At 30.6% G+C, this 25,399-nt stretch carries 26 protein-coding genes; 6 read left to right on the top strand and 20 right to left on the bottom strand.

Annotated features, from left to right (window positions below; translation table 11 throughout):
* Window positions 1-98 precede the first annotated feature (98 nt).
* The 4 genes from HMPREF1552_RS01475 (at window position 99) to HMPREF1552_RS01460 (ending at window position 3,235) form a co-directional block, all read left to right on the top strand.
* On the top strand, window positions 99-827 hold the full coding sequence (locus HMPREF1552_RS01475) for an HAD family phosphatase (RefSeq protein ID WP_021743263.1): 729 nt from the start codon (window positions 99-101) through the stop codon (window positions 825-827).
* A gap of 103 nt (window positions 828-930) precedes the next feature.
* Window positions 931-1,911 (top strand): NAD(P)-dependent oxidoreductase, encoded by a 981-nt coding sequence (locus HMPREF1552_RS01470; RefSeq protein WP_039900921.1) that lies wholly within the window; start codon window positions 931-933, stop codon window positions 1,909-1,911.
* A 107-nt stretch (window positions 1,912-2,018) separates the two neighbouring features.
* Complete coding sequence (locus HMPREF1552_RS01465; protein ID WP_021743261.1) at window positions 2,019-2,663, top strand: HIRAN domain-containing protein; 645 nt, start codon at window positions 2,019-2,021, stop codon at window positions 2,661-2,663.
* 134 nt (window positions 2,664-2,797) lie between these two features.
* Window positions 2,798-3,235 carry a hypothetical protein gene (locus tag HMPREF1552_RS01460; RefSeq protein ID WP_021743260.1) on the top strand — a complete coding sequence of 146 codons (438 nt, stop codon included), beginning with the start codon at window positions 2,798-2,800 and terminating at the stop codon, window positions 3,233-3,235.
* A 148-nt stretch (window positions 3,236-3,383) separates the two neighbouring features.
* Here the strand turns inward: HMPREF1552_RS01460 and HMPREF1552_RS01455 are convergent, their stop codons facing one another.
* Complete coding sequence (locus tag HMPREF1552_RS01455; RefSeq protein WP_021743259.1) at window positions 3,384-4,208, bottom strand: Cof-type HAD-IIB family hydrolase; 825 nt, start codon at window positions 4,206-4,208, stop codon at window positions 3,384-3,386.
* A 240-nt stretch (window positions 4,209-4,448) separates the two neighbouring features.
* Between HMPREF1552_RS01455 and HMPREF1552_RS01450 the strand changes: the two genes are divergently transcribed.
* Complete coding sequence (locus tag HMPREF1552_RS01450) at window positions 4,449-4,847, top strand: hypothetical protein (protein ID WP_021743258.1); 399 nt, start codon at window positions 4,449-4,451, stop codon at window positions 4,845-4,847.
* A 59-nt stretch (window positions 4,848-4,906) separates the two neighbouring features.
* Window positions 4,907-7,570, top strand: coding sequence for a preprotein translocase subunit SecA (secA, locus tag HMPREF1552_RS01445; protein ID WP_021743257.1), 2,664 nt, complete (start codon window positions 4,907-4,909; stop codon window positions 7,568-7,570).
* Window positions 7,571-7,678: 108 nt separating this feature from the next.
* On the opposite strand, the gene HMPREF1552_RS01440 is transcribed toward secA, so the two are convergent.
* The 19 genes from HMPREF1552_RS01440 to HMPREF1552_RS01350 all read right to left on the bottom strand — a co-directional run bounded on the left by HMPREF1552_RS01440 (window position 7,679) and on the right by HMPREF1552_RS01350 (window position 25,365).
* Window positions 7,679-8,317 carry a V-type ATP synthase subunit D gene (locus HMPREF1552_RS01440; protein ID WP_021743256.1) on the bottom strand — a complete coding sequence of 213 codons (639 nt, stop codon included), beginning with the start codon at window positions 8,315-8,317 and terminating at the stop codon, window positions 7,679-7,681.
* A 3-nt stretch (window positions 8,318-8,320) separates the two neighbouring features.
* Window positions 8,321-9,700 (bottom strand): V-type ATP synthase subunit B, encoded by a 1,380-nt coding sequence (locus HMPREF1552_RS01435; protein ID WP_006803744.1) that lies wholly within the window; start codon window positions 9,698-9,700, stop codon window positions 8,321-8,323.
* Window positions 9,693-11,468, bottom strand: coding sequence for a V-type ATP synthase subunit A (locus HMPREF1552_RS01430; RefSeq protein ID WP_021743255.1), 1,776 nt, complete (start codon window positions 11,466-11,468; stop codon window positions 9,693-9,695). The genes HMPREF1552_RS01435 and HMPREF1552_RS01430 overlap by 8 nt, the downstream gene beginning before the upstream one ends.
* A gap of 17 nt (window positions 11,469-11,485) precedes the next feature.
* Entirely contained in the window at window positions 11,486-11,794 is a 309-nt protein-coding gene (locus HMPREF1552_RS01425; protein WP_021743254.1) for a V-type ATP synthase subunit F, read from the bottom strand.
* A complete protein-coding gene (locus HMPREF1552_RS01420) occupies window positions 11,787-12,785 on the bottom strand; it encodes a V-type ATP synthase subunit C (protein WP_021743253.1) in 999 nt (332 codons plus the stop codon). Before HMPREF1552_RS01420 ends, HMPREF1552_RS01425 begins: the two co-directional genes overlap by 8 nt.
* 94 nt (window positions 12,786-12,879) lie before the next feature.
* Window positions 12,880-13,431 carry a V-type ATP synthase subunit E gene (locus HMPREF1552_RS01415; protein WP_021743252.1) on the bottom strand — a complete coding sequence of 184 codons (552 nt, stop codon included), beginning with the start codon at window positions 13,429-13,431 and terminating at the stop codon, window positions 12,880-12,882.
* Window positions 13,432-13,495: 64 nt separating this feature from the next.
* Window positions 13,496-13,969, bottom strand: a complete 474-nt coding sequence (locus tag HMPREF1552_RS01410) for a V-type ATP synthase subunit K (RefSeq protein WP_021743251.1) — start codon at window positions 13,967-13,969, stop codon at window positions 13,496-13,498.
* 103 nt (window positions 13,970-14,072) lie between these two features.
* On the bottom strand, window positions 14,073-16,046 hold the full coding sequence (locus HMPREF1552_RS01405; RefSeq protein WP_021743250.1) for a V-type ATP synthase subunit I: 1,974 nt from the start codon (window positions 16,044-16,046) through the stop codon (window positions 14,073-14,075).
* Window positions 16,046-16,357: an ATP synthase subunit G gene (locus tag HMPREF1552_RS01400; RefSeq protein WP_039900919.1), complete on the bottom strand. Its 312-nt coding sequence runs from the start codon at window positions 16,355-16,357 to the stop codon at window positions 16,046-16,048. Before HMPREF1552_RS01400 ends, HMPREF1552_RS01405 begins: the two co-directional genes overlap by 1 nt.
* A gap of 237 nt (window positions 16,358-16,594) precedes the next feature.
* On the bottom strand, window positions 16,595-17,014 hold the full coding sequence (locus HMPREF1552_RS01395) for a cell division protein FtsL (protein ID WP_021743248.1): 420 nt from the start codon (window positions 17,012-17,014) through the stop codon (window positions 16,595-16,597).
* A gap of 5 nt (window positions 17,015-17,019) precedes the next feature.
* On the bottom strand, window positions 17,020-17,946 hold the full coding sequence (rsmH, locus tag HMPREF1552_RS01390) for a 16S rRNA (cytosine(1402)-N(4))-methyltransferase RsmH (RefSeq protein ID WP_021743247.1): 927 nt from the start codon (window positions 17,944-17,946) through the stop codon (window positions 17,020-17,022).
* A gap of 233 nt (window positions 17,947-18,179) precedes the next feature.
* Window positions 18,180-18,740: a DJ-1 family glyoxalase III gene (locus HMPREF1552_RS01385; RefSeq protein ID WP_021743246.1), complete on the bottom strand. Its 561-nt coding sequence runs from the start codon at window positions 18,738-18,740 to the stop codon at window positions 18,180-18,182.
* Between the two features lie 134 nt (window positions 18,741-18,874).
* The gene (gene ptsP, locus HMPREF1552_RS01380) at window positions 18,875-20,578 is read right to left on the bottom strand and encodes a phosphoenolpyruvate--protein phosphotransferase (RefSeq protein WP_021743245.1); all 1,704 of its coding nucleotides are present in this window, start codon (window positions 20,576-20,578) and stop codon (window positions 18,875-18,877) included.
* An 89-nt stretch (window positions 20,579-20,667) separates the two neighbouring features.
* Window positions 20,668-21,318 (bottom strand): ankyrin repeat domain-containing protein, encoded by a 651-nt coding sequence (locus HMPREF1552_RS01375; protein WP_231370724.1) that lies wholly within the window; start codon window positions 21,316-21,318, stop codon window positions 20,668-20,670.
* Between the two features lie 588 nt (window positions 21,319-21,906).
* A complete protein-coding gene (locus HMPREF1552_RS01370) occupies window positions 21,907-22,326 on the bottom strand; it encodes a lysozyme inhibitor LprI family protein (RefSeq protein WP_021743243.1) in 420 nt (139 codons plus the stop codon).
* A 33-nt stretch (window positions 22,327-22,359) separates the two neighbouring features.
* Window positions 22,360-22,791, bottom strand: a complete 432-nt coding sequence (locus HMPREF1552_RS01365; RefSeq protein WP_021743242.1) for a lysozyme inhibitor LprI family protein — start codon at window positions 22,789-22,791, stop codon at window positions 22,360-22,362.
* 92 nt (window positions 22,792-22,883) lie between these two features.
* Window positions 22,884-23,528 carry a hypothetical protein gene (locus tag HMPREF1552_RS01360; protein ID WP_021743241.1) on the bottom strand — a complete coding sequence of 215 codons (645 nt, stop codon included), beginning with the start codon at window positions 23,526-23,528 and terminating at the stop codon, window positions 22,884-22,886.
* Window positions 23,529-23,593: 65 nt separating this feature from the next.
* Entirely contained in the window at window positions 23,594-24,070 is a 477-nt protein-coding gene (locus HMPREF1552_RS01355; protein ID WP_039900918.1) for a hypothetical protein, read from the bottom strand.
* Between the two features lie 98 nt (window positions 24,071-24,168).
* Window positions 24,169-25,365 (bottom strand): DKNYY domain-containing protein, encoded by a 1,197-nt coding sequence (locus HMPREF1552_RS01350; RefSeq protein ID WP_021743239.1) that lies wholly within the window; start codon window positions 25,363-25,365, stop codon window positions 24,169-24,171.
* Between the last annotated feature and the right edge of the window lie 34 nt (window positions 25,366-25,399).

The following is a 25,399-nucleotide window of genomic DNA, read 5'->3' as shown; positions in this document are numbered from 1 at the left end:
CACGAATTTATTTCCTCTATTTATTTGAAATTCTAAGAAAAATAGGTTAAAATATAACAATAATAAAAAATATTGAAACTAAATAAGGGGGAATGCGGATGAATAAAAATGTAGCGGCATTTTTTGACATAGATGGAACAATTTATAGAGATTCTTTACTAATTGAGCATTTTAAGATGCTTGTACAGTATGAATATATTGATATGATGACTTGGGAAGGGAAAGTTAAAGAAAAATTTTCCAAGTGGGAAAACAGGACTGGGGATTATGATGATTATCTAGATGAGCTTGTTCAGACTTATATGGAGGCATTAAAGAATTTTAGCAAGGAGGATATGGATTTTATTGCTAAAAGGGTAATGAAACTAAAAGGAGACAAAGTTTACAGATATACACGTGAAAGGCTTAAATATCATAAGGAAAAAAATCATAAAGTTATAATTATTTCTGGAAGTCCAGACTTTCTTGTAAGCAAAATGGCTGAAAGATATGGAGTCAAAGATTACAGGGCTTCTATTTATGAAGTTAATGAAGATGGTATTTTCACAGGGAAAGTAACTCCAATGTGGGATGCCAAGAGCAAACAGAAGGCAATAGCAGATTTTTGTAAAATGTACGAAATAGATTTGACAAAATCGTATGCTTACGGAGATACGACAGGCGATCTGACAATGTTTAAAAACGTAGGGAACGCCATTGCCATAAATCCTGCTAAAAAATTATTGCAGAAAATAAAACGGGATAAGGAACTGAAAGAAAAAGTTATGATTGTTGTAGAAAGAAAAGATGTTATTTATAAACTGAAGGCGGATGTGGATATTATATAAATTGACATTAAACGAATATATTTTTCAATCAAAAAATATAATTTGATAAAAAAATTTTTTATAAATATGTAAAAATTAAATTAACTAAAGAGAGATGATAATTATGGATAAAAATTTAAAGATAGTTTATTTAGACAGAATTACGGCAGGGCCTATTGATTTGAAAGAAAAATTTTCTAAATACGGTAAATACATTGAGTATGAAGATACTGATTCTAGCGAAATTGACGAAAGAATAAAGGATGTGGATGTTGTAATAACGACTCGGATAAAATTGGGGAAAAAGCAATTTGAGAAGGCTGAAAAACTTAAATTGATACTTATTACAGCGACAGGATTTAATCATATTGATGTGAAAAGTGCAAATGAGTTTGGGATAAAAGTGGCAAATGTTTCGGGGTATTCGACTAATTCTGTGGCACAGCTTGCGATTACTTTTTTATTGAACGGATTGACACCTGTTAATAGATATTATGATGAAGTTAAGGATGGAAAATGGATGGATATTACTGTTCCTGATTATCAGAAATATCCGATAGACGATGTGAATGGAAAAATATTAGGAATTGTAGGATTTGGAAATATTGGTAAGAGAGTCGCTCAAGTCACAGAGATATTGGGAATGGAAGTGATGGTTGCGAAGAATACTGAAAAAGATAATGCAAAAACTGGCTCTGTAATTGAAAAAGATGGATTTTTACGTTATGATTTGGATGAAGTGCTTGAAAAATGTGATATTTTGACACTTCATGTCCCGCTGACTGATTCAACACGAAATCTTATAAATCTTGAAAAAATGAAAAAAATGAAGAAAAGTGCGGTAATTTTGAATCTTGCAAGAGGGCCTGTAATAAATCAGGAAGATTTGTATTTTGCACTAAAAAATAAAATAATAAAATCAGCAGCTGTTGATGTTACAAGTGTTGAGCCAATTGAAAAAAATTCTAAATTATTTGAGCTGGATAATATTTTAATTACACCTCATATTGCTTGGAAATCTGAAAAAAGCATGATAAAGCTGATGGACGATGTTGAGAAAAATTTAAAATTGTTTCTTGAAGGAAAGCTAGAAGGCTTAAAATAGGGAAAATTTTTCAAAAATATTACAGAAAATTTTGTACTAGACTAATATTTTAAGAAATGCTTTTTACAAAAAAATTTTACTAGAAAGGTGAAAGAGGTGAAAGATAAATGTTAATAAATAATTTTAGCGGGATAAAACTTGAGTTTGATGGACTTTATTATGGAGGAAATTATGAAATTGAAATTTTTCCTGATGGAAGATTTTATTATTCATATATTGAAAATACTTCAGTTGAGCTAAAAAAAGGTTCTTTCCAGATCAATCAGAAGGAAATTATGATTTTTGAGGAAATGATGGATTATTTTGAACTTTTGAAAAATCAAAGTAATTATATGATAAATGAGTTTAATTTCGGGAATGGAATGCTTGTTATTCAGAAAAATAATGGACGTGAGGAAAAAATTAGGCTTGGCAAGGAAATGATGTTTGAATATGCCAAAACATTAATTGATAAATATACAAAAAAATCAAAAAGGCTCTTTTTACTGGATACTTATTTGGAAGGAGCTAAATATATCAGAAATTTTGCAATTAAAATTAAAGATGAAGTTCAATTGGATTTATTTCGTGAATTTAACGGCATTTCGCTAAATGCAGTCGCCATGTATAATTCCAAAAAGGAAAAAGTTGGATATTTGCCGAAAAACCAAAGTGAAATTATTGCAAGAATGATTGATGCTGGGAAAAAGTTTATTGCAGTACCGATTCCTTATGATGAGGAGATAGCTCTTAAAATTTATCTTGTAGATTAATTAATAAAAAATTAAAAAATAATATTGACAAATGAATGTTTTTGATGTAAAATAATAGTAGATAATTAAAATTAAATTAATTTAAAAAATAGTACTATTATTTAATTGTCAAAAATAAAACAGGGGGAATAATTATGGGATTCAGATTGAGTGTAAAAGGTCAGGAAAACGAAATTTTACTTGATAAGGAAAGTATACTGGATGTAAAATACATTTCTGAAACGCCCGATGACTCTAATGCAAGAGCAACGGACTTAGGAGTAATCTTGGAAATTCGTGGAAAAATACTGGCAGCGGCAAATGGCGATACAGAAGATGACACAAGAAAAGTAGCACAATGGTCATTAGTACCATCAGAAGCAAGCGATGCCTACAGACAAGCCAGTCTTGAAATAATTTCAGCAGGACAGATGGTAAGAAAAATCGACATGACAAACGTATTTGTAGTTGATTATATTGAAGAATATGGAAATCAGGCTGGAACTGGAACTTTTTCACTAAAAATAAAACAGAAGAAGGAAAAGGTGAAGGAAGTGGCAATTGAAGGTGGATATGCAACACAGGAAGCCTAATTTTATAGATTAGAATTTTAGAAATTTTAAAACATAACAGAAATATAAAAACATTTTTGAACTTTGGAAAATTTTTGTAAGTAAATTATATTAAAAATAATCTCTTTTCCTAGAAAATACTAAGATAGAGATTATTTTTTATTTATATTCAAATTTTATTAAGAGCATACTTTCTAATTGCTTTTGCCACTCCATCGTTCATATTGCTGTCAGTCCTGTATTTGGCTGCTTTTGCTGCAAGTTCTGTTGCATTTTCCATTGCAACACTATAATTGGCATATTCAAACATTTCAATGTCATTATTTCCATCACCAATTGCCATTACTTCTTCCTGCTTTATTCCTAACTTATCTGCAAGTTTTTTTAACCCTGTTCCTTTATTGTTCCCTTTTGGCAGTATTTCATACACATATGGCTGGCTTAGTACCTCGCTATATTTATCTTTTAGTATATTTTCATATTTTTTATGGAAACTTTCCATTTCTTCAGGATTTCCGATATACATTGCCTTAATTATCTTGTATTTTCCACTTTTCGCCTCTTCAAGACTTATTTCTGTAATGTCTGAAAAAACAAATTTTGCATCTATAACAAGTTCATCTGTAGGTTTTCTACCTATGTTGAAATAATGTATATCATCAACCAAAGTAAAGTTTATATCATGTTCTTCAGAAAATTTATACAAGTAATCAATATCATCAGATGTAATCTCTACCCAATCAATCAACTCCCAGTTTTTCGTCTTGTGAATCGAACATCCATTATTTAAAATTACATATCCTTCCATATCAAGTTCATGAAGTCCAAGTTCCTTATAAAATGGCAAAATACCATACAAAGGCCTTCCTGTACAGAGCACAATTTTTATTCCAGCTTCTATTGCATCGTGAATCGCCTCCTTCTGTGCCTTGTCAATATGTTTATTCTCATTCAATAAAGTTCCATCCATATCAATTGCAATTAGTTTTACCATGTTTCCATCCTTTCTTTCATATATCTTATATTTTTTTAGAATCAGACAAAATAATGTAGCTTTTTAGCCCTTTTTCAGAGCAATTTTATTATACTAGTATACATTAATTTAAATAAATATTCAACAATTATATAAAAAAATACTATTTGAAAATACAAGTACAGTTTTTTAATAGACAAAAATCGTAATAAATGGTATAATAAACGGAGTTTTAACAACTTTAAATAATAAATTTTAGGAGTGAGAAAAATAATTATAAATAAAAGAAAAAGTATTATGCTTGTCATGACTTGTATTATTTTTATGATGACTTATTCAAGTCTGCTTGGAACACCTAGTTTTAGTCATAAATTAAGTGTCTTTGTAGATGAAAATAATCTAAGCCATGAAGATATAAGAGATTTGATTGTTAAGATTAATCAAATCGAAAGTGCAAGTAACAGACGATTAACACAAGAATTGAAAAAAATTGGAAAACGTAAAGAAAAAGAAAATCGTAAGAATAGTACATTTTTTGTTTTTGGAGAAAAACAAAATAATTATTTTTATGATAATTTTATTGAAATTTCTAAAAATACTCGAAACAGCAGTATATTTCTGATGAAAAAAGATGAAAATAATCTTAGAACAAGAGAATAGAAACCAAATGTTTCAAATCTAAATTTTTAATAAAAAATATACGAAAGGAAAAATAAAAAATGTTAAAAAAAATAGGAGAAAAAATATTTGGTACTTCAGATGAGAGAGAAATAAAAAAAATGCAAAAGCTAGTTAACAAAATTAATGAAGTGGAACCTCTTTTTCAAAAATTAACAGATGAACAATTACAAAATAAAACTGCTGAATTTAAAAAAAGGCTTGAAAAAGAAACACTTGACGATATACTCGTAGAAGCATTTGCAACTGTGAGAGAAGCGGCAAAAAGGCTAATGGGAATGCGGCACTATGATGTTCAACTTATCGGTGGAATGATTCTTCACAAAGGAAGCATTGCAGAAATGAAGACAGGAGAAGGAAAAACCCTGATGGCGACACTTCCAATTTATTTAAATGCGTTAACTGGAAAAGGTGTACATGTTGTAACAGTTAATGACTATCTTGCAAAAAGAGATAGAGATATAATGGCGGGACTTTTTGAGTTTCTAGGGCTTACTTCAGGAGTAATTGTGGGAAATATTACACCTGAACAAAGAAAAGATGCTTACAACTGTGATATTACTTACGGAACAAATAATGAATTTGGATTTGACTATTTGAGAGACAACATGGTTGGGGAACTGGATGAAAAAGTTCAACGTGGACATAACTATGTAATTGTCGATGAGATTGACTCAATTCTGATTGATGAAGCAAGAACACCACTTATTATTTCAGGAGCAGCAGAAGAAACAACAGAATGGTACAACACTTTTGCAGAAGTTGCAAAAAAACTTAAAAGAAGTTATAAAACTGAAGAAATTAAAGACAAGAAAAATACTGTAATTCCAGATGAAGACTGGGAAGATTATGAAGTCGATGAAAAATCCCATACTGTTACAATTACTGATAAGGGAATTAAAAATGTTGAAAGAATATTAAAAATTGACAATCTATATTCACCTGAGTATGTGGAACTTACACATTTCCTGACACAAGCATTGAAAGCAAAGGAACTTTTCAAGCTAGATAGAGACTATATAATAAATGATGATAATGAAGTTATCATAGTAGATGAATTTACTGGACGTCTTATGGAAGGAAGACGTTATTCAGATGGACTCCATCAAGCCATTGAGGCAAAAGAAAAACTAGAAGTCGCCGGAGAAAATCAGACTCTTGCTACAATTACGTTACAAAATTATTTCAGAATGTACGAAAAACTTTCAGGAATGACAGGTACGGCAAAAACTGAAGAAGATGAATTTAAACAAATTTACAACTTGAAAGTTATTGTTGTTCCTACAAACAGACCAGTTGCTAGAGTTGATCTCGCAGATGTAATTTATATGAACAAGAAGGCCAAATATAAAGCAATCGCAAAAAAAATAGAAGAACTTTATGAAAAAGGTCAGCCAGTTCTTGTCGGTACAGCTTCAATCCAGCATTCAGAAGAAGTTTCAGCATTACTAAAAAAGGCAAAAATACCGCATGAAATATTAAATGCTAAACATCATGAACGTGAAGCTGAAATAATTGCTCAGGCTGGACGTTTCAAAACAGTTACAATTGCAACAAATATGGCTGGACGTGGAACAGATATTAAATTGGGAGGAGATGCAGAATCCTTTGCAACAAAAGTAGCTGTAAAAGGAACTCCTGAATATGAAGATGTTTATAAAACATACGTGAGGGAATGTGAAGAGGATAAGAAAAAAGTTCTTGCTGCTGGAGGATTATTCATTCTTGGAACAGAAAGACACGAAAGTAGACGTATTGACAATCAGTTAAGAGGACGTGCGGGACGTCAAGGAGATCCAGGAACATCAGAATTCTACTTATCATTGGATGACGATCTCATGAGATTGTTTGGTGGAGACAGGCTTAAAACAATGATGAAAATGCTAAAAATTGATGAAGATGAAGAAATTAGACATAAACAAATTAGTAAATCAGTAGAAAATGCTCAAAAACGTATTGAAAGCAGAAACTTTTCATCAAGAAAAAGTCTTATCGAGTATGATGATGTAAATAATACTCAAAGAGAAGTTGTCTATGAGCAACGTGATGCTATCCTGAAAAATGAGAACCTAAAAGAACTGATAACAAATATGATTTCAGATACTGTAGATGATATTGTAAATTCTGCCTATGTAGGTGAAGGAAATGGTGAAAAAGACTTTAACCTTCTGTCAGATAAACTTATGGAAACTTTTGAATATGAAATTTCAGAAGACTTAAAAAACTCAAGTGCAGAAGAAATTTCAAATAAAATTTATGAAGATTTAGTAAGAATTTATGATGAAAAAGAAGAGGCAATTGGAGAAGAAGTATTCAGAAGAATTGAAAGATATATCATGCTGGAAGTACTAGACTCCAAGTGGAGACAGCATCTAAAAGATTTAACAGAACTACGTGAAGGAATACGTCTTCGTTCATACGGTCAAAGAAATCCTATTCACGATTATAAAATTGTAGCTTATGACATTTATAACGAAATGATTGATGCAATAAAGCGTGAAACGAGTTCGTTCATCTTAAAATTAAGAGTGCGAGGCGAAGAAGATACAAGCAACCTTACACATGAAGAAGTTTCAAATGTAAGATATGAACATGATGAAAATGATATGATTGGTGATGATATCTCAAACAATCCATCAAACAATAACAGATCTCGTCCACTTTCAAGAAGAGAGAGAAGAGAACTTGAAAGAAGAAATGTTTAATTTTAAAAAATCAAAAACTTTACCGATTTATATTTTACAATAATAAATAAACATATAAAAAGAGTCGCTTAATTGCGACTCAATTTTTTAAACAAAATTCTTATAAATTTATGCTTTTTCAGCCATCATATCCTTAACTTTCATAAGCCTTGTGATGCTTGATCTTTCATTTTCATCAAGTTTCATCTGAATATAACGAATTGTTTCTTCAAGCTGTGGAATTGTCATGTATTCCAATGCATTTACACGCCGTCTTGTTTTCTCTACTTCATCTGCCATAAGCTGACATGCCTTTTCGATTTCTGCAAGTTCCAGCAAGTCTTTCATTACTCGATTCAAGCCATCAACAGCATCATCTAAATCAGCAGATGTTTGAGCATATCCGTAAGGATAAGATACTTCTGCATTTTCCATATCTCTATTAAAAGTCATTGTTGGTACAATTACACTCATTACATTTTTAGTTTTTATATTTGCCAAAAGTTTATCTTCCGAATATGCAATAGCATTTTCAAGCATTTCATCAGACATTACTCCTCTTGCAAGTAAAAAATCCTTAAATGAATTTTGTAATTTTCCTTCCACTTCTTCACGCAATTTTCTATTTTGTTTTATTAAAATAATAAATTGACGCATAAGTTCGTCTTGCTTGTCCTTTAACAGTTTATGTCCACTTTTAGCAGTTTTTAGACGTATCTTTAAACGGCTTAGTTCCATTCTTGTAGGATTTACATTTAATCTTGCCATAGTCTATTCATCTCCTGCAGGCAAATATTTTTCCAAATATTCGTCTCTAATTCTTTTCAACTCTGTTCTTGGTAATATTTTTAGTAAATCCCATCCTAAATTTAAAGTGTCTTCAATAGTTCTGTTATTATCAAACCCTTGAGCTACATATTGTTCCTCAAATGCAGTTGTAAATTTAACAAACGCCTTATCAGTTTCAGATAATGCTGATTCCCCTAGAATTACAGCCAGCTCCTTCGCTTCCTTACCTGTTGCATAGGCTGCAAATAATTGGTTCATTGTATCTGCATGATCTTCTCTAGTTTTTCCTTTTCCAATCCCTTTATCCTTCAATCTTGAAAGTGATGGTAAAACATTTATTGGAGGCATTAAGTTCTGTTTGTATAAATCTCTTGATAAGATTATTTGCCCCTCTGTAATATATCCAGTCAAATCTGGAATCGGATGTGTCTTATCATCTTCTGGCATTGTCAAAATTGGTATTTGCGTAATTGATCCTTCACGCCCTTTAATTCTTCCTGCTCTTTCATAAATTGTAGATAAGTCAGTATACAAGTATCCAGGGTATCCTCTTCTTCCAGGAACTTCTTTTCTTGCCGCCGAAACTTCCCTTAACGCTTCACAATAGTTAGTTAGGTCAGTCAAAATTACAAGTACGTGCATTCCTTTTTCAAATGCCAAGTATTCTGCACAAGTAAGTGCCATTTTTGGTGTAGACAAACGTTCAATTGCAGGATCATCAGCCAAGTTCATAAACAATACTGCCCTGTCAATCGCTCCTGTTTTTACAAAATCTTCCGTAAATGTCTGAGCTTCTTCAAATGTAATCCCAATCGCTCCAAATACCACCGCAAATTTTGAATCTGTTCCCAAAACTTTTGCCTGCCTTGCAATTTGAAGTGCTAGTTCTGCATGTGGAAGCCCTGAACCAGAGAAAATTGGTAATTTTTGCCCTCTAACAAGAGTATTCAAGCCGTCAATCGCAGAAACTCCTGTTTGAATAAATTCTGACGGATAATCACGTGCAACTGGATTTATAGCCGTTCCATTTATATCCAATGTCTTTTCAGGAATTATTTTTGGTCCATTATCTTTTGGTCGTCCCAATCCATCAAATACGCGCCCTATCATATCTTCCGATACTCCAAGCGACAAAGGTCTGCCCAAAAATCTTACTTTTGAATCCTTTAAATTAATTCCAGCTGAATTCTCAAATAGTTGTACTACTGCCTTATCGCCATTTACTTCAAGTACACGCCCACGACGAAGTTCTCCATTTTGTGTTTCAATTTCAACAAGTTCCTCATACTTTATTCCTTCAACACCTTCAACAACCATAAGTGGCCCTACTATTTCCTTAATAGTTTTGTATTCCTTAAGCATTTGCTACACCTCCTTTATTTACAAGTTCGTCAATTTCTTCTTCCAATTCTTTTGCTATTTCCTCAATTTTGCCTAACTCTGCCTCAGGTAAATATTTTGCTCTTGCAATTCTTTCTCTTACAGGCATTGCAACGATTTCATTTAAATAAGCTCCATTTTCAAGCCCTCTTAATCCCTCATCATAGAATTTCAATACTATATCAAGCATTTTATCCTGTTTTTCAAGCGAAGTATAAGTATCTGACTCCATAAACGCATTTTGCTGCAAGTAATCTTCCCTTATAGATTTTGCAATTTCCAGTTTAAGCTGATCTTTTTCTGACAAAGTATCCTTACCAACCAGCCTAACAATTTCCTGTAGGCTATTTTCTTCTTGTAGTAATGAAATTGCACGTGCTCTATTTTTAGAAAATTTAGGCCCTACATTCTGATCCATCCAGTTATCAACTTTTCCTTGATACAATGAATATGAATTTAACCAGTTAATTGCTGGGAAATGACGTCTATATGCCAAATTGGCATCTAATCCCCAGAATACTTTAACAATACGAAGTGTAGCCTGAGATACTGGCTCTGAAATATCTCCACCTGGAGGAGAAACCGCTCCGATAACTGTTAACGCCCCTTCTCTTCCATCTTGTCCAAGACAAATTACTTTTCCTGCTCTTTCATAAAATTCAGCGGCTCTTGAACCTAGATAAGCTGGGTATCCTTCATCCCCTGGCATTTCTTCAAGCCGTCCAGACATTTCCCTAAGAGCTTCTGCCCATCTCGAAGTAGAATCCGCCATTATTGCCACTGAATATCCCATATCCCTAAAATATTCTGCAATTGTAATTCCAGTATAAATACTAGCTTCTCTGGCTGCAACTGGCATATTTGAAGTATTTGCTATAAGTACAGTTCTTTTCATTAATGATTGTCCAGTTTTTGGATCTATAATTTCTGGAAATTCCATAAGAACGTCCGTCATCTCATTTCCACGTTCTCCACATCCTACATAAACTATAATTTCAGCATCTGCCCATTTAGCCATTTGGTGCTGTACAACTGTTTTTCCAGATCCAAAAGGTCCTGGTACACATGCAGTCCCACCTTTAGTTACAGGAAAGAATGTGTCAATTACTCTTTGTCCTGTAATTAACGGAGCCTCTGGGTTTAATTTCTGCTTGTATTTTCTTCCACGTCTTACTGGCCATTTTTGCATCATTTGAACTTCTACCAATTCACCTTTTTCTGTTTCAATAACTGCAATTGTATCAACTACTGTGTAGCTTCCACTTTTAATAGTTTTCAAAGTTCCTTTAATTCCTGCTGGAACCATAATTTTATGGCTTACAACAGAAGTTTCCTGAACAGTTCCAAGAATATCTCCAGTTTCAACTTCTGCTCCAGTAGATAAAACAGGCTCAAATTCCCATTTTTTATCTCTATTTAAAGGATTTACTTCTATCCCTTTTTCCAAAAAGTCTCCTGCTATTTCCTGATATTCCTTTAGTGGACGCTGAATTCCATCAAACATCGCTTCAATAAGTCCAGGCCCCAATTCAACACTCAAAGGCTCTCCAGTTGTGAAAACCTCTTCTCCTGGCCCAATTCCTGATGTTTCTTCATATACTTGAATAGAAGCCTGATCGCCTCTCATTTCAATAATTTCACCTATCAATTTTTTCTCCGAAACTCTTACCACATCATATACATTGGCATTTTCCATACCTTCTGCAACAACAAGAGGTCCAGAAACTTTTATTATTCTTCCTGTTTTCAATGAATTTCTCCTTTCGTCTAAAATATATTAGATCCTATCGCTTTTTCAACATACTCATCTATCTTTTTAAGCCCAATTCCCAAACTTCCCTGATTATTAGGAATCAAAATAACAGCTGGAAGCACTTCACGGTTGTATCTTTCAATGGTATTTTCAATTAATGTGGCAATTTGTTCTGTCACAAAGATAATACCATAGTCATTACTTGCCATCTCATCAATCGTGTTTCTTGCCTCTTCCTTTGTAACAACAGGATACACATCAATTCCTAGTGCCTTAAACGATAAAATAGAATCCTTATCTCCAACTACACCTATTTTATGCATAAGTTTCACGCAACCTTTCCCTTATTTTATCTGAACTTATGTTGTTTATCTTGCTTACCATTATCATTCTAACTGCATTGATTTCACGCTCTTTTGCAACTAGATATGTGAATAATGGCTCTGGTCCAAATACAACATATTTTGATTCTTTATTTAATTCCATCAGGTAATTATCTGAAATTTTTTCAAGTTCTGACAATCTTTTGGTTTCACTAAATGCTTCTAATCCTTTTACTAGATATGTCCCCAGTTTTTCTTTCTTAAATTTATTCAAGATAGTGTCTGTATTGTCATTTATTGATGCAACAATTTTATTTTTTGAAATTGTCCCGCCTTCAAAAATAACAGTTTCGAGAAATCTTGCATCACGCTTTTGCTTCTGAACTCTAAATAGAGTTATCATATTTTGAAAATCTATTAATCCTTCTACATAATCAGTAATCACTTTTACGTCGATATCCTTTGCAAGCCTTGATAGATTTCTAAAATAATGTTTATCTACAATTATATCAATTCTCTGAGGATTATGATTTTCTTCAAAATCCTTCTGAACTTCATCAATTGCCTCCATTATTTCCTGTGGCAAGTCATTGCTTTGTGTTTCAAATTTCACCTTAAATTTACTAGCGTCAATCGTTCCAGCCTGCATAAGCAAACTTGAAAAATCTTTTCCTGTTATTTTGCTTTTTAACAACACTTTTAAATTATGATAATCATATTTAAGAGATAAAACATCAACAATTCCAGTATTTTTTATCATATTTCTTACAATTGAAAACACACGTTCTGTTTCTCTTTTTAAGATTATTTCATAATCCTGGCTTCCATGAATATCAGCCATATCTTGAGAATATTCTGTTTCTCCCAGTAATTTTAGCACTTCTTCGGGAGTCTGGGCTTCTATCATTCGTTCCAGCCTATTTCTAGTCAAAAGCCTTTTTTCCAGTATTCTAATAGTTACGACACTTTGTCCGTAATCCATTCTATCCATTTTTTTCTCCCTTTAATTACAAATTCCAGTTAATTATAAAATTTATTTTATAAAAACAATCATAAAACTTAAATTTTTATAAATTTTATTTAAATTATGAAAAAAGAAGTCTGGAAATTTCGACTTCCAGTTCATCTCTCATAAAATCCAATTTTACTTCAAAAGTATAGTTTTCCTGAATTCCATTTTCTTCAATGATAAATCCTGAACTTACAAACTCATTTTCCTTAACTTTTGCAGTTGAAAACTCTTGTTTCACTTTATCTACAAATTCTTTTTTTACAATTAACTCTTTTCCAGCTATAGAATTTTTATCAATATTCTGATTCAAATAATTGATGTAGTCATTCTCATTCATATTAACAAGTTTTGCTTTTAATTTATCTATAACTTTGTTAATTACTGTCTGTTTTGCCTTCAATTTTTCATTTCTAGACTTTAAGTTTGCGCTTGACTTAATTCTATCTGAAAGCAGTTCACGTTCTCTTCTTGCATTTTCAAGTAATGTTTGCTTTTTCGCATCAACTTTTTTTATTTCCAAATCATATTTTTGCTTTGCTTTTTCTTTAGCATCTTTTATGATTCCATCTGCTTTCGATTTAGCATCAGTTATTATTTTTGATGTTAAATTATCTAAATTAGACATATTTACTCCTTTTCCGTTTTTTATGTCATATTTACACTCTGTCTGTTTATTTTATAAAATAAAATTAGAATTTCGCTAATAACATAATTGATACAACAAATGCCAATAATGCATAAGTTTCAACCATTACCGCATAAATAATCCCTTTTGTATTTTGTTCCTCATTTTTTGCTAGCAAGCTAATTCCAGATGCTGCAACTCTTCCTTGTGCAATCGCTGAACCATAACCTGCAAGAGCAACTGGAAGACATGCCATTAAGATTCCAAGTCCATTTTGGAAAGTCATGCTTGCATTTAATTTTCCTAATACCATAAGTCCAATAACGAATCCATATAATCCTTGTGTTCCTGGAAGCAATTGTAATACTAACGATTTACCAAATTTTTCAGGCTCTTCACTCATAAGCCCTGTTGCCACTTCTCCAACTATTCCTACACCTTTTGCTGATCCAATTCCTGATAATAATGTCGCTAATGCCGCACCTAATGTCGCCATTACGATTCCTCCATTTTGTACTAAAAACTGTGAAACATTCATTTTATTTCCTCCTAATTTTTTATATTTTTATTTTAACAATTTAACTTAATTTTTTATTTTTCACAAACAAAATTTATTCAATTGAAATAAATTCATTATTAAATTAATCATCCATGTTTATATATTTACTTTCTGTTCTAAAGTCCTTAAATGGTTTTCCTCCACCTTCATAGAACTTACCAAAATATTCAACATACATAAGTCTTGAAGTATGGACATAAGCTCCTAAGAAAGATAAGAACATATTAAATAGATGCCCACCTATTAATATTACTGGCACAAATATCATTCCAAACCAATTTCCGCTAATCATTCCAGCAATCATATTTATGGCCGATGCAATAAATCCACCAGAAAGACCTAAAGCCATAAGTCTTGAATATGATACAAAATCACCTACATAACTTGAAATTCCGTAAAGGCTGTAAAGTCCTCCGCCTAATTTTGCACCAACTCCTTTAGCCTCACGTCCACCAGTAAGTACTATTCCGACCATTCCAGCAATCATAATCCACATCGAAATACTTGTTACAATAGGTGATAAATTCATCAATTTGAATATTAAATATACCATTCCGCCCATAAGTGCCATATACCAGAATAGCACATCATAAACTGCATCCAGCGATTTTCCATCTCTAATCAATAAATATGCTTTTATTCCAAGCCCAATAAATATATGAACTACACCAAATATAATTGAGCCTATTAATAAGCTGTTATATTGTTTTGCAGGATTTACAAGTCGCCATACGCCATTTATTTCTGCACCAAAATACGAACCATACAAAATTCCCCAGAAAATAACAGAAAAACTTAAATAAAAGAAAAATTTAACAGATTTTCTCATTTGAGAACTTAAATTAACTACTTTCAAAACAAATATTGTTGCAAGCAGTAATACAAGTCCATAACCTACATCTGCCCCCATCATCCCAAAGAATAAAATATAAAATGGTGTAAATAAAGGCGTTGGATCAATTTCATTATATCTTGGATAAGCGTACATCCCTGTCAAATTTTCAAATACAGTTGCAACCTTTCCATTTTTTAACTTAATCGGTACTGTCTCGTCATTTTTATCTGCTTCTTTAACTTTTAAATAATAATTGTTATCTGCTTCACTTTTTACAATTTTTTCAAATTCCTCTATTTTTTCTTCTGGAATCCATCCCTTTATTAAAACAGTATTTTCAGTTTGTGCTAATTTTTCTGATTCCACAATACGCAGTTTTTTATTTTGTAAATATTCATAAACTGCTTGTAAATCGTTCAAATCTTCACTATAAGTTTTAATTTGAGATTTTAATTTACGTTTTTGTTTTTTCAGCTCTTCTATTTCTTTTTGCAACTTAACTTTATATTCACGTGGAACTTCATCAATATCAAGGTTTTCCACACTAAAACTATTATTTCTAAAAATTTCAGATAATTTCTCCTTTTCATTTTCGTCATTACTTGAAATTACAAGATAATAGACTTCATCTTTAGAAATTCTTAGTTCCTCATAATAAGTCTTATCAAGTTCAGAAATCCCTTCAATAAAATTACCTTTGAGCTTTATTGGTATTGTTCCTAAAAATGTATTTACCTTTTTCAGACTTTTTAACTCTTTAGGATTTACATCTAGCCGTTCCCACAACTCTATTTCATCATAGTGTGCATATTTTTTTGAAATTTCTGATTTTATCTGTGAATACTGCACTCCAATCGAATTCAATTCTGAAGAAACTTTTTTCCAGTCATAATCCAATGCCTTTTTAGACAACGTATCAAAAGTATAATTTTCATTTCCGTGAATAATATCTCTTAAACGTGTTTTTCTCTCGTCATACTTTTTAATAAGAGAAATTGCATTATTCAACTGATAAAGTCTTTCGTCAATATGTGTTAATTCTTCGTTGTTCACATATTTTGTAACACCTTCAACTGCATCCTTGTCTATTTCTCCATTTTCATCATGTAGTTTAATATCGACAAAATTTACTTCCTTGAATTTTTGAAGTGCCTTCAATATTTTAGCTCTTTGTTCTGCGAAAACAACTAATTCAAATTTACTCATTTTAACTATTGCCATTATTTCACAATCCTCTCCGCTAATAAATTAACAACTTCATCTATTCTCTTTTCATCAATATTAAGAATCCTGTTTACATCCTCCTCTTCGCTATTCAAGAGGGAGTTTACTTTTTTTTCAGCATTCTCTATTGACTGGTTTTTTAGATTTTCAGCTTCAATAGTGGCTTCAGAAATTATTTTATCGTTGTCATCTTTTATCTTTTGCTCAATATTTTTCAAAATATCTTTTGCTTTTTCATTTGCTTCAGCAATAATTCTATCTGATTCACTTTCAGCCTTTTTTATTTTTTCTAAAACTTCTTTTGCCAAGATATAACCTCCTTCGTAAATTATTTTTACTATTACCAAATGCTTTATTTTTTTATAAATAAAAACACAAAAAACAAATTGACTTATTAGTCATTATATATATTATGTTATCAGTTTTTTTAGCTATTGTCAAGAATTTTTCCATTCTGTTTTATGAAGTTTTTTATGTTAAAATCTGAATAAAACTCTAAATACAAAAAAAATATAACACTTATTTTTATGTTATATTTCTTGTTTTTATTTATTCAAATCTATATATTCAGGTGAATTTGGAACATTAATCCCATCTTCCCTTGCTAACTCTTCCATACGTTTCGAGTCATTATTGCCGATAAATTCATCATCAAGCCTTGCAACCTCTTTTTTTAATTCCAGAAGTTCTCTTTCCTTTTTAACCTTTTCCTTACCTAAATCAGCAATATTATATGCAACAAAAGATCGTAGAAGCGCTACCATCGTTACAATTATAACGTATACCATAACTGTCTTTATAGCCTTCTTATCTAATCCTGCAGTTCTGGAAAGCTGTTTTCTCACTTCCTTAGGAGCTACTATTCTTTCTCTTCTTGCATCTTCATGTGATCTTGCTGTATTTGTAATTTTTGGAACATCAAGTATTTCCATTTGCATTTTTTTGTTTTTTGAAACACCATTCATAATTTTTATTCACTCCTTTCAAAAATTCTTAATTTTGCTGAATGTGCTCTGTTATTTTCTTCTAACTCTGATTCTTTAGCAACAATTGGCTTTCTTGTAATTATCTTTCCTAGACTTTTTTTGTTGCATACACATATTGGTATGTCTTTTGGACAAGTACATGGATTTTCATATTCACGAAATTTTTCCTTCACAATTCTATCTTCCAGCGAGTGAAAAGTAATTACTAAAAGCCTGCCATTTTTATTAAGCAGTTTTACTGCTTTATCCAATGTTTCATTTAAAACTTCAAGTTCTTTATTTACAAAAATCCTGATAGCCTGAAATGTTCTTTTGGCAGGATGTCGCTTCATACTTTTTCCTATTGATTTTATAACAATATCTGCAAGCTCTGTTGTAGTTTCAATCGGCTTCTTTTTTCTATATTCTACAATTTTTTTAGCAATCTTTCGTGATTTTGGCTCTTCACCATATTTATAAATAATATCAGCTATTTCCTTTTCAGAAAAATTGTTAACAACTTCATAAGCACTTATTTCCAAGTTACCATCCATCCGCATATCCAACTTTGCTTCAAACCTATATGAAAACCCTCTTTTAGCATTATCCAATTGATTTGAGGAAACTCCTATATCCATCAATATCCTGTCTACTTTTTCAAAACCTCCTAGGTAAACAGCCGTGTCGATATTTCTAAAATTATCTTGAAATATCTGGAGTTTGTTTCCATATTGTTCAAGTCTTTTTTTAGCAAATTCAATTGCCTGTATATCCTGATCAATTGCAATAACTTTTGAATTTTCAGAAGATTTTTTTAGGATACCTTCTGTATGCCCACCACCACCAAGTGTACAGTCAACATAAACTGCATCATTATCTGTTATTATATTGTCTATCACTTCATCAAACAACACAGGTTTATGGTATTCCATAAAATTCTCCTTTAAACATCTTTAATTATGAAGTTTAATTTTGTACAAAACTTCTTAAAATTGATTCTAAAATTTTGACTTTATTATTAATATAATTCGACTAAATCAATAGTTTAATTTTGTTAATTATCAAATCATTTTATTTATTTCATAATTACTGAAACATTTTACCACACTTTTCTTATTTTTTCCATATAACTTTTTAAATTTTACATTTTTATTTACAAATTTTTTTAAAGTACTATTTCCTTTGCAATTTTTTCTGCTATTTCTCTCCCTAAAAATTCACTAATAATCATAAGTGAAAAGTCCATTGCTGTTCCAGCACTTCTACCTGTTATAATATTTCCATCTGTAACTGTTCTTTCTTTTACCAAGATAGCCTTACCCTTTAGCAAATCCTCTTCACAAGCTGGAAAACATACTGCTTTTTTTCCCTCTAATATTTTAAGACTTGCTAATACAGTTGGAGCTGCACATATAGCTGCAATTTTTTTGTTTTCATCATCTTTTGAAAATTTTAGTATATTATCTAAAAGTATCTGAGAATTAAAATAATTTTTAACTCCAGGCCCGCCAGGTAATATCAACATATCATATTCAGAAAAATTAATTTCATCAATTATCTTATCTGTCAATATTTTCATTTTTCTTGCACTTTCTACAAGATTATCTTTTGTAATTGAAATTGTATCTACAGTAATTCCTGCTCTTTGAAGCAAGTCAATTGGTGTAACCGCCTCAATCTCTTCAAATCCATCTACTAGAAATACTGCCACTTTTTTATTTTCCATATTTATTCACTCCTTAACTATAGTAAAATCATTATTAATTTTAAAAAAACTGAACATTAATATTAATTCAAAAATCAACTTATTTTTAGAGCAAAAAAGGCTAATAAAACTAACTAGCCTTTTTTCATAATTTATTATAATTTTTCTACAACATCTTCAGGTGTATCTTGTTGTAAAATTAAATCTCTGAATTTTTTTGCATCTGCATAATTACTATTTCTAATTATCTTTTTGATAGTCAATCCTGATGATGCACTCATACTGAATGAATCAAGTCCCATTCCTAGTAATAATTTAGTTGCTCTTTTATCTCCAGCAAACTCTCCACACATACTAACATTTATATTAGCTCCATGTGCTGCATCAATTACTTTTTGGATAGCTTCTAATACTGCAGGATTGAATGAATTATATAAGTTTGCAACCATTTCATTTCCTCTATCTACAGCTAGGAAATATTGTGTCAAATCATTAGTTCCTATTGAGAAGAAGTCAACTTCTTTTGCAAATTTATAGGCAATAATTGCTGTTGAAGGAGTTTCAATCATTATTCCCACTTTTATATTTCTATCATAAATTTTTCCAATTTCATCAAGTTCTCTCTTACATTCTTCCAAAATAGCATTTGCTTTTCTGATTTCATTAACTGAACTTATCATTGGATACATAATTTTAATTTGTCCATATTGAGAAGCTCTTAAGATAGCTTTTAATTGAGTTTTGAACATATCTTTATTTTCTAGCGAAATTCTAATTGCTCTATATCCTAAGAATGGATTTAATTCTTTTGGTAAATCTAGATACGGTAATTCTTTATCTCCACCAATATCCATTGTTCTTATCGTTACAGGTTTTCCTTGCATTTTTTCAGCAACTACTCTGTATGCTTGATATTGTTCTTCTTCTGTTGGGAAGTGATCAGAGTTCATAAATAGGAATTCTGTTCTATATAATCCAATTCCTGTTGCTCCAGATTCAATTACAGCGTCAACATCATTAGGACTACCGATATTCCCCCAAATATCAACTTTTCTACCATCAAGAGTAATTGCATCTTCATGAATTAATTTTTTCAATTCCTCTTTTTCTTTTTTCAATTCTTCTTGTTTTTTGATATAGTTGTTTACTAAATCTTCTGATGGATTCAAGTATAATTCACCTGTTTCTCCATCCATAACAACAACCTCTCCATCCTTAACTTCGCTAAGAATCCCTTTTACTCCAACTACTGCTGGTAATTCAAGTGATCTTGCCATAATTGCAGAATGAGCTGTTTTCCCTCCAATTTCTGTAATAAATCCTATACAATTTTGCAAATCTAATTGTGCTGTATCAGATGGCGTCAAGTCCTCAGTTACAACGATTGTTCCTGGCTCCAAGTTACTCAAGTCGTGAATTTTCATACCTAACAAGTTTTTAAGCCATCTTTTACCAATATCTTGTAAATCAGCAGCTCTTTCTCTTAAATACGGATCATCCAATTGTGAAATCATATCACAATATTCATTAATTCCATCGTGCAGTGCTTTTGCAGCAGGAAGTCCTTCCCCTTTAATCTTATCCTCAACTTCCATAATTAAATCTTCATCTTCAAGAAGCATAATATGACCATCGAAAATTGCTGCTTTATCTTCTCCCATTTTTTCCTTTACTTTTTCTCTAATTGCAATTAATTGTATTTTAGATTGTTTCAATCCATCTCTCAATTTTGCTAATTCAGCCTCAATTGTTGAATTCTCAGCTTTAGTTTCTGGGATAACAATTTCCTCTGCGATAAAAAGTAATACTTTACCTATAGATACTCCTTCTGAAGCACCAATTCCTGTCATTCGTTTCATTTTTTTCTCCTCTATATATAATTTTTTTTATTACAAATAAATTTAAAGTGGCTTCTCATATATTTTTTTATATTTGAAATATTTCATAACTAATAATATTTACTTCGATTAGCCTTTATATGATCCCTCAATATCTTAACAATTTCACCTTTTCCAAATTTTGTTGCCATATCCATTGGAGTTCCTCCATGTTTATCAGTAATTGTAGGATTTGCACCGTATTGTAGCAGCATTTTTACAATTTTTGCATTTGCCTTCAATGTCGCATCCTCAAGTGGAGTCCACCCATCAATAGTACTTCCAATATTTACAAGTCTCGAATCTTTTTTTAGCAAAATTTCCACAGCTTCTTCATTTTCGTAGTATGCAGCTGTTCCAAGAGTTGTTCTGTTAAAAATTGGATGTGTTTCATAAAGATTCGCGCCATTTTCTATTAGAAGTTTTAAAATTTCCTGATTCTTTGCTTCAATAGCGACAATAATTGGAGTATACCCATCCTGACTCTTTGCATTGACATCAATCAGTTTTCCTCCACCTTCAAATAATAATGATTTATCTATATTAACTCCATATACTCCCACAGGCCTATTTACAATCTCATCTGCCACTCTTTTGCGATTTGCAATATTTCTTTCTGTTGCAAGAAAAAACTGTACATATTTATTGTTATGCCCGCGTATAGCATCAAGTACTGATTTTAGATGTCTTTCTTTTTCATCTGCCTCCCTTTTTTTTGTCACAAGATTTTCTCCAGTATTGTATTTAAAATTTAAAGGAAACACTATATGACTGAAAGTTACCAAAATCATAATAAAAATCATTTTATTTTTTTTTATTAAAAAAAACTTTTTCACTTTTATACCTCACTAATAATATTATACCATATCATTTGAAAAGTGCAAACACTTTTTCCTATTTTACACATTTTTTTATTCTTTTATATTTTTTGCTAAATTTATAATAATTTTGCAGAATTACTTTTTATAGTATACGTTTAACAAATTTTGAATCGCATATATTTTCTAATAGTATTAGTATTAATACTTAATTTTTAAATTGTACTCAAACTTATTTAAAATTTAACTAATAAAAATTATATGAATTAAAGGCTTTAGTAAAATACTCATATTTTTTAAGTTCGATTTTAAGCAAATTTTACTATGAATAAATAAAAATAGTTATGAAATATACCTAACTCTCTTTAACATTAAACTCCTCAAAGTTATTTTGTTGTGTATTTATTCCATAACTATTTATTTATTTCATTTTAATCAACTTTTTTACAATAAATCAAAATCCATTTTTAATTTAACCTAATATTCTAAATACTATTTAGAAAGATCGTCGTATCTTTTTGCAAGCTTCAAAGCTCTTTCTTCTGTCATAGAAAGTCCAGTTCCAGCCGCTTCAAACACAGCCATTTTAGGTCCATCCTCTTCATCAGCTAATGCCTTTTTTATAGCCGCTTTCCTATCATTTAGCCATTTTGTCTGTTCAGCCTTAAATTTCGACTGTTCTTTTGCTGGTAATTTTTTCAAAATTAAATCATACACTTTGTTCATTTCTTTTTCCCATTCATCTGTTAATTCAGAGCTGGCATTCAACATATCTGCTGTTGTTCCTTCAAACTTTGATTCAAGTTTTTCTTCCGCAACTTTCATACGTTCCTTTAACCCATCTTCATATTTTCCCGCAAATGCAACTGCTCCTACAAGCAACATTCCTACTATTAATAATATTTTTTTCATAAATTTCTCCTCCTAAAGTACAAATGTTATATTTTATTTACTTTTATTTAATCCATCGTATTTTTTAGCCAGTTCCAAAACTCTATTCTTTGTTATATCTAATCTCTCGTTAGCAGCTAATTCTCCAGCCATTCTTGGCCCTTCTTCTTCTGTATATTTTTCGTATGCTTTCTGAACTTTAACTTCCCTGTCTTTTAGCCATTTATTCTGTTCATCCTTAAATTTTGTCTTTTCCTTTGCTGACAGTTTTTTTATAATCAAATCATAAACTTTATTCATTTCTTTTTCCCATTCTTTATCCAAATCCAGTGAAGCATTAACCATATCGGCTCTTACTCCGCTATCCCATCCAGTCTGTGCTTTTTCTTCCGCAGCTTTCATTCTTTCTGTCAATTCATTTTCATAATTTCCTGCAAATACAGTTGCTCCTAAAAGTAATAATCCCGCTATTAGTAATTTTCTCATTTTTTATCAACTCCTATTTTTATTTTTTTATATTTTGTATTAAATCATAAACTCTTTTTTTAGTCAACTTAATTTTAAATAAAATTCAGATATTAATTATATCCTGTTGGACAATAATCCTTTAATATAAATGTATCAACTATATTTCCATCCTTGTCATATTCAACTAATGTCTGAAATCTTGTATCAAATGTATATCTTCTAATATGTTCAGCATCTCCAGATCCAGTAGTAAAACCATTTTTTGTTACAGTAGTTATAGGTGCTTCCCATCCTCCATCATCTTCACCTTGGAAATACCACTTTCCATTTTTTTGAACAATTTCAAACAGTTGATCACACCAATATCCTTTCACTTTATTCATATTAAAGTTTGTATCTACTGTCACCTTTGTTTTTTTTCCTTCAGGCAGTTGAATAGTAAGTATCTGATCTGTATCATTTTTAGCAAGTATTACCAAAGTTTTCATTTTCGTATCGTAAGCATAAGTTTCTTTATCAGTATTTTGATAATCTGCTGAAAATTTTCCATTTTTTCCTAAAAGTATTGGAGCTGTATCTGTTTCATAATCCCCAAATGTTCGTGTCGCATACCATTTTCCATTTTTTTGGAATATTTCAACATTTTCATATTTCCCCGCTGCCTTCTCCAAATTATGTTTTCCATCTGTCGTAACCTTTACTGCAAATGCTGGTATTGCAACTAATACCATAATTAAAAATAATATCTTTTTCATAATTTTTTACCTGCTCTTTCTATTTAAATTTATCATTTATAATTTTTTCATTTTTTAATCACAATTTATTTGTACAATTTATAATAATCACGATATAATTTATACATTTCAGGATTATCCTCAGGGAATCTTCTCAAAGTTTCAGGATCATCCATTTGATTATCACCTTCTTTACGTACAATACTAATTATTCTTTTTGTCTTTCTATTTAAAATTACTGGATCTTTTAATTTTGTATCATATCCCACACAGATATACTTATCACAAAGTACGTTTTTTTCCACAACAGCATCACTTATTCTTGGAACTTCAGTATCATCTGCATCATACATAGCATAATCCCAGAACTGGTATTTTCCATTCTTCAATTTTTTTATTTCTATTGAAGTATCATCTGCTGTTATTGTTCTTTTTAGCAATATTTCCTCATGCAGTTTTCTATCACTTGTAAAAGGCAAATTATAACCTTTATAACCAGCTTCTTCATCTGAAAATCCAATAATTCCAATTAACAGCAATAATGCCATAATAATTTTTTTCATTTTCATTTCCTCCGCTTTCTATTTTTCTTCTTTGTCTATTTTTACACTAATAATATATCATAATTTTATTAAAGAAAAATGAGAGTTTTTCTGTTTTTCTAGTCTATTTTTACTGTTTCATAAATTTTATTTTTATCTCTTATTTCATACACATCTTTTTCATGATTATATTTCATATCAAAACTTGCATAATCAGCACCTGTCAGAACTTTACCTTTAAAATAGACATTTCTTCTTCCTTTTGCATATTCCGTATCGCCATATGCACGAAACTCATGGCTTTCTGCTTTTTCAAGTTTTTTAAATGCACCTTCATCTGTGTCTAAGTAATAAACTACATCATATTTATTTATATATTTTTCATTGTATGTTGATAAATTATATGGATCAACCTTAGGAGCGTCTTTTATTTTTACAAGTTTATGATTTTTTACAAAATACATACTGTCCTTATCATGATACAAGTTAGTTTTGATTGCTAACTGTGAAAGATTTTCAATATCCACTTCCTTACCATCTATTGGAGCTATACTTCCATCTTTCTCAACAATGTAAAATCCATTTTTATCTTCTATAAGAAAATTATCAACTAATCTGTTTATTTTCTTAAATGTCTTTACATCTATACCTTTTAATTTCTTGTTTTCATAATAGACATTGTTTTTATCTTTTGAATAATAATTATTTACTACAGATTTAAAATCATATGTTAATTCAAATGTGTTTTTATCTGCTCCTTCTATTTTTTTATTTCTATAATAAACATTATTTTTATCCTCTATATAAGGAAGTTCTATTATCTTAACAGTATCTTTATCAATACCCAATATCCTCTTACCTTCCAAATAAATATTATTTTTATCTTTTGAAAAACCGTCACTTCCTATTTGGAATGTAGATAAATCTGCTCCTATTATTTTTCTACCTGAGTAATAAATATTATTTTTATCTCTCGTATATAATTTGTTTATCACTTCAAAAGTTTGACTATCATATGGCAATTTTTCCAGTACCAAATTATCGCTATCTCCATCAATAAAATAAATTCCATTTTTATCTTTTAGATATTGACGTACACTTCCGCTAACATTTATAATTTGAAAAGTAATTGGATCTAGCTCTTCTAATTTTTTCCATCCTCTATTTTCCCAAACATAAACTCCATTTTTATCTTTTGAATATGTAGCATCTATTTCCTGAAATGTTGCTTTATCTATTTTTGTATTACTTCCTGCATAACTTACATTTACCGCTAAAATCATAATTACAAATATTTTAAAAATTTTGTTTTTCATATCAAATACCAACCCTTTGTTAATTTTTAATCAA

The sequence above is a fragment of the Leptotrichia sp. oral taxon 879 str. F0557 genome (genome assembly GCF_000469385.1).
Lineage (GTDB): Bacteria > Fusobacteriota > Fusobacteriia > Fusobacteriales > Leptotrichiaceae > Leptotrichia > Leptotrichia mesophila.
Note: the sequence above shows the minus strand (reverse complement) of the source record. Positions and strands in the feature narration are given on the sequence as shown.

Bases quoted from the DNA above. Each gene is read 5' to 3' on its own strand.
- HMPREF1552_RS01385 (WP_021743246.1), bottom strand. From the start codon at position 18,740: ATGGAAAATAAAAAAGTGGCAGTATTTCTAGTAGATGGATTTGAAGAG.
- ptsP (WP_021743245.1), bottom strand. From the start codon at position 20,578: ATGAAACGAATGACAGGAATTGGTGCTTCAGAAGGAGTATCTATAGGT.
- HMPREF1552_RS01350 (WP_021743239.1), bottom strand. From the start codon at position 25,365: ATGAAAAACAAAATTTTTAAAATATTTGTAATTATGATTTTAGCGGTA.
- HMPREF1552_RS01475 (WP_021743263.1), top strand. From the start codon at position 99: ATGAATAAAAATGTAGCGGCATTTTTTGACATAGATGGAACAATTTAT.
- HMPREF1552_RS01360 (WP_021743241.1), bottom strand. From the start codon at position 23,528: ATGAAAAAGATATTATTTTTAATTATGGTATTAGTTGCAATACCAGCA.
- HMPREF1552_RS01440 (WP_021743256.1), bottom strand. From the start codon at position 8,317: ATGGCAAGATTAAATGTAAATCCTACAAGAATGGAACTAAGCCGTTTA.
- HMPREF1552_RS01425 (WP_021743254.1), bottom strand. From the start codon at position 11,794: ATGCATAAAATAGGTGTAGTTGGAGATAAGGATTCTATTTTATCGTTT.
- rsmH (WP_021743247.1), bottom strand. From the start codon at position 17,946: ATGGAATACCATAAACCTGTGTTGTTTGATGAAGTGATAGACAATATA.
- HMPREF1552_RS01365 (WP_021743242.1), bottom strand. From the start codon at position 22,791: ATGAGAAAATTACTAATAGCGGGATTATTACTTTTAGGAGCAACTGTA.
- HMPREF1552_RS01415 (WP_021743252.1), bottom strand. From the start codon at position 13,431: ATGTCTAATTTAGATAATTTAACATCAAAAATAATAACTGATGCTAAA.
- HMPREF1552_RS01355 (WP_039900918.1), bottom strand. From the start codon at position 24,070: ATGAAAAAAATTATTATGGCATTATTGCTGTTAATTGGAATTATTGGA.
- secA (WP_021743257.1), top strand. From the start codon at position 4,907: ATGTTAAAAAAAATAGGAGAAAAAATATTTGGTACTTCAGATGAGAGA.
- HMPREF1552_RS01395 (WP_021743248.1), bottom strand. From the start codon at position 17,014: ATGAATGGTGTTTCAAAAAACAAAAAAATGCAAATGGAAATACTTGAT.
- HMPREF1552_RS01435 (WP_006803744.1), bottom strand. From the start codon at position 9,700: ATGCTTAAGGAATACAAAACTATTAAGGAAATAGTAGGGCCACTTATG.
- HMPREF1552_RS01460 (WP_021743260.1), top strand. From the start codon at position 2,798: ATGGGATTCAGATTGAGTGTAAAAGGTCAGGAAAACGAAATTTTACTT.
- HMPREF1552_RS01405 (WP_021743250.1), bottom strand. From the start codon at position 16,046: ATGGCAATAGTTAAAATGAGTAAATTTGAATTAGTTGTTTTCGCAGAA.
- HMPREF1552_RS01455 (WP_021743259.1), bottom strand. From the start codon at position 4,208: ATGGTAAAACTAATTGCAATTGATATGGATGGAACTTTATTGAATGAG.
- HMPREF1552_RS01465 (WP_021743261.1), top strand. From the start codon at position 2,019: ATGTTAATAAATAATTTTAGCGGGATAAAACTTGAGTTTGATGGACTT.
- HMPREF1552_RS01370 (WP_021743243.1), bottom strand. From the start codon at position 22,326: ATGAAAAAAATATTATTAATAGTAGGAATGTTGCTTGTAGGAGCAGTT.
- HMPREF1552_RS01410 (WP_021743251.1), bottom strand. From the start codon at position 13,969: ATGAATGTTTCACAGTTTTTAGTACAAAATGGAGGAATCGTAATGGCG.
- HMPREF1552_RS01470 (WP_039900921.1), top strand. From the start codon at position 931: ATGGATAAAAATTTAAAGATAGTTTATTTAGACAGAATTACGGCAGGG.
- HMPREF1552_RS01420 (WP_021743253.1), bottom strand. From the start codon at position 12,785: ATGGATAGAATGGATTACGGACAAAGTGTCGTAACTATTAGAATACTG.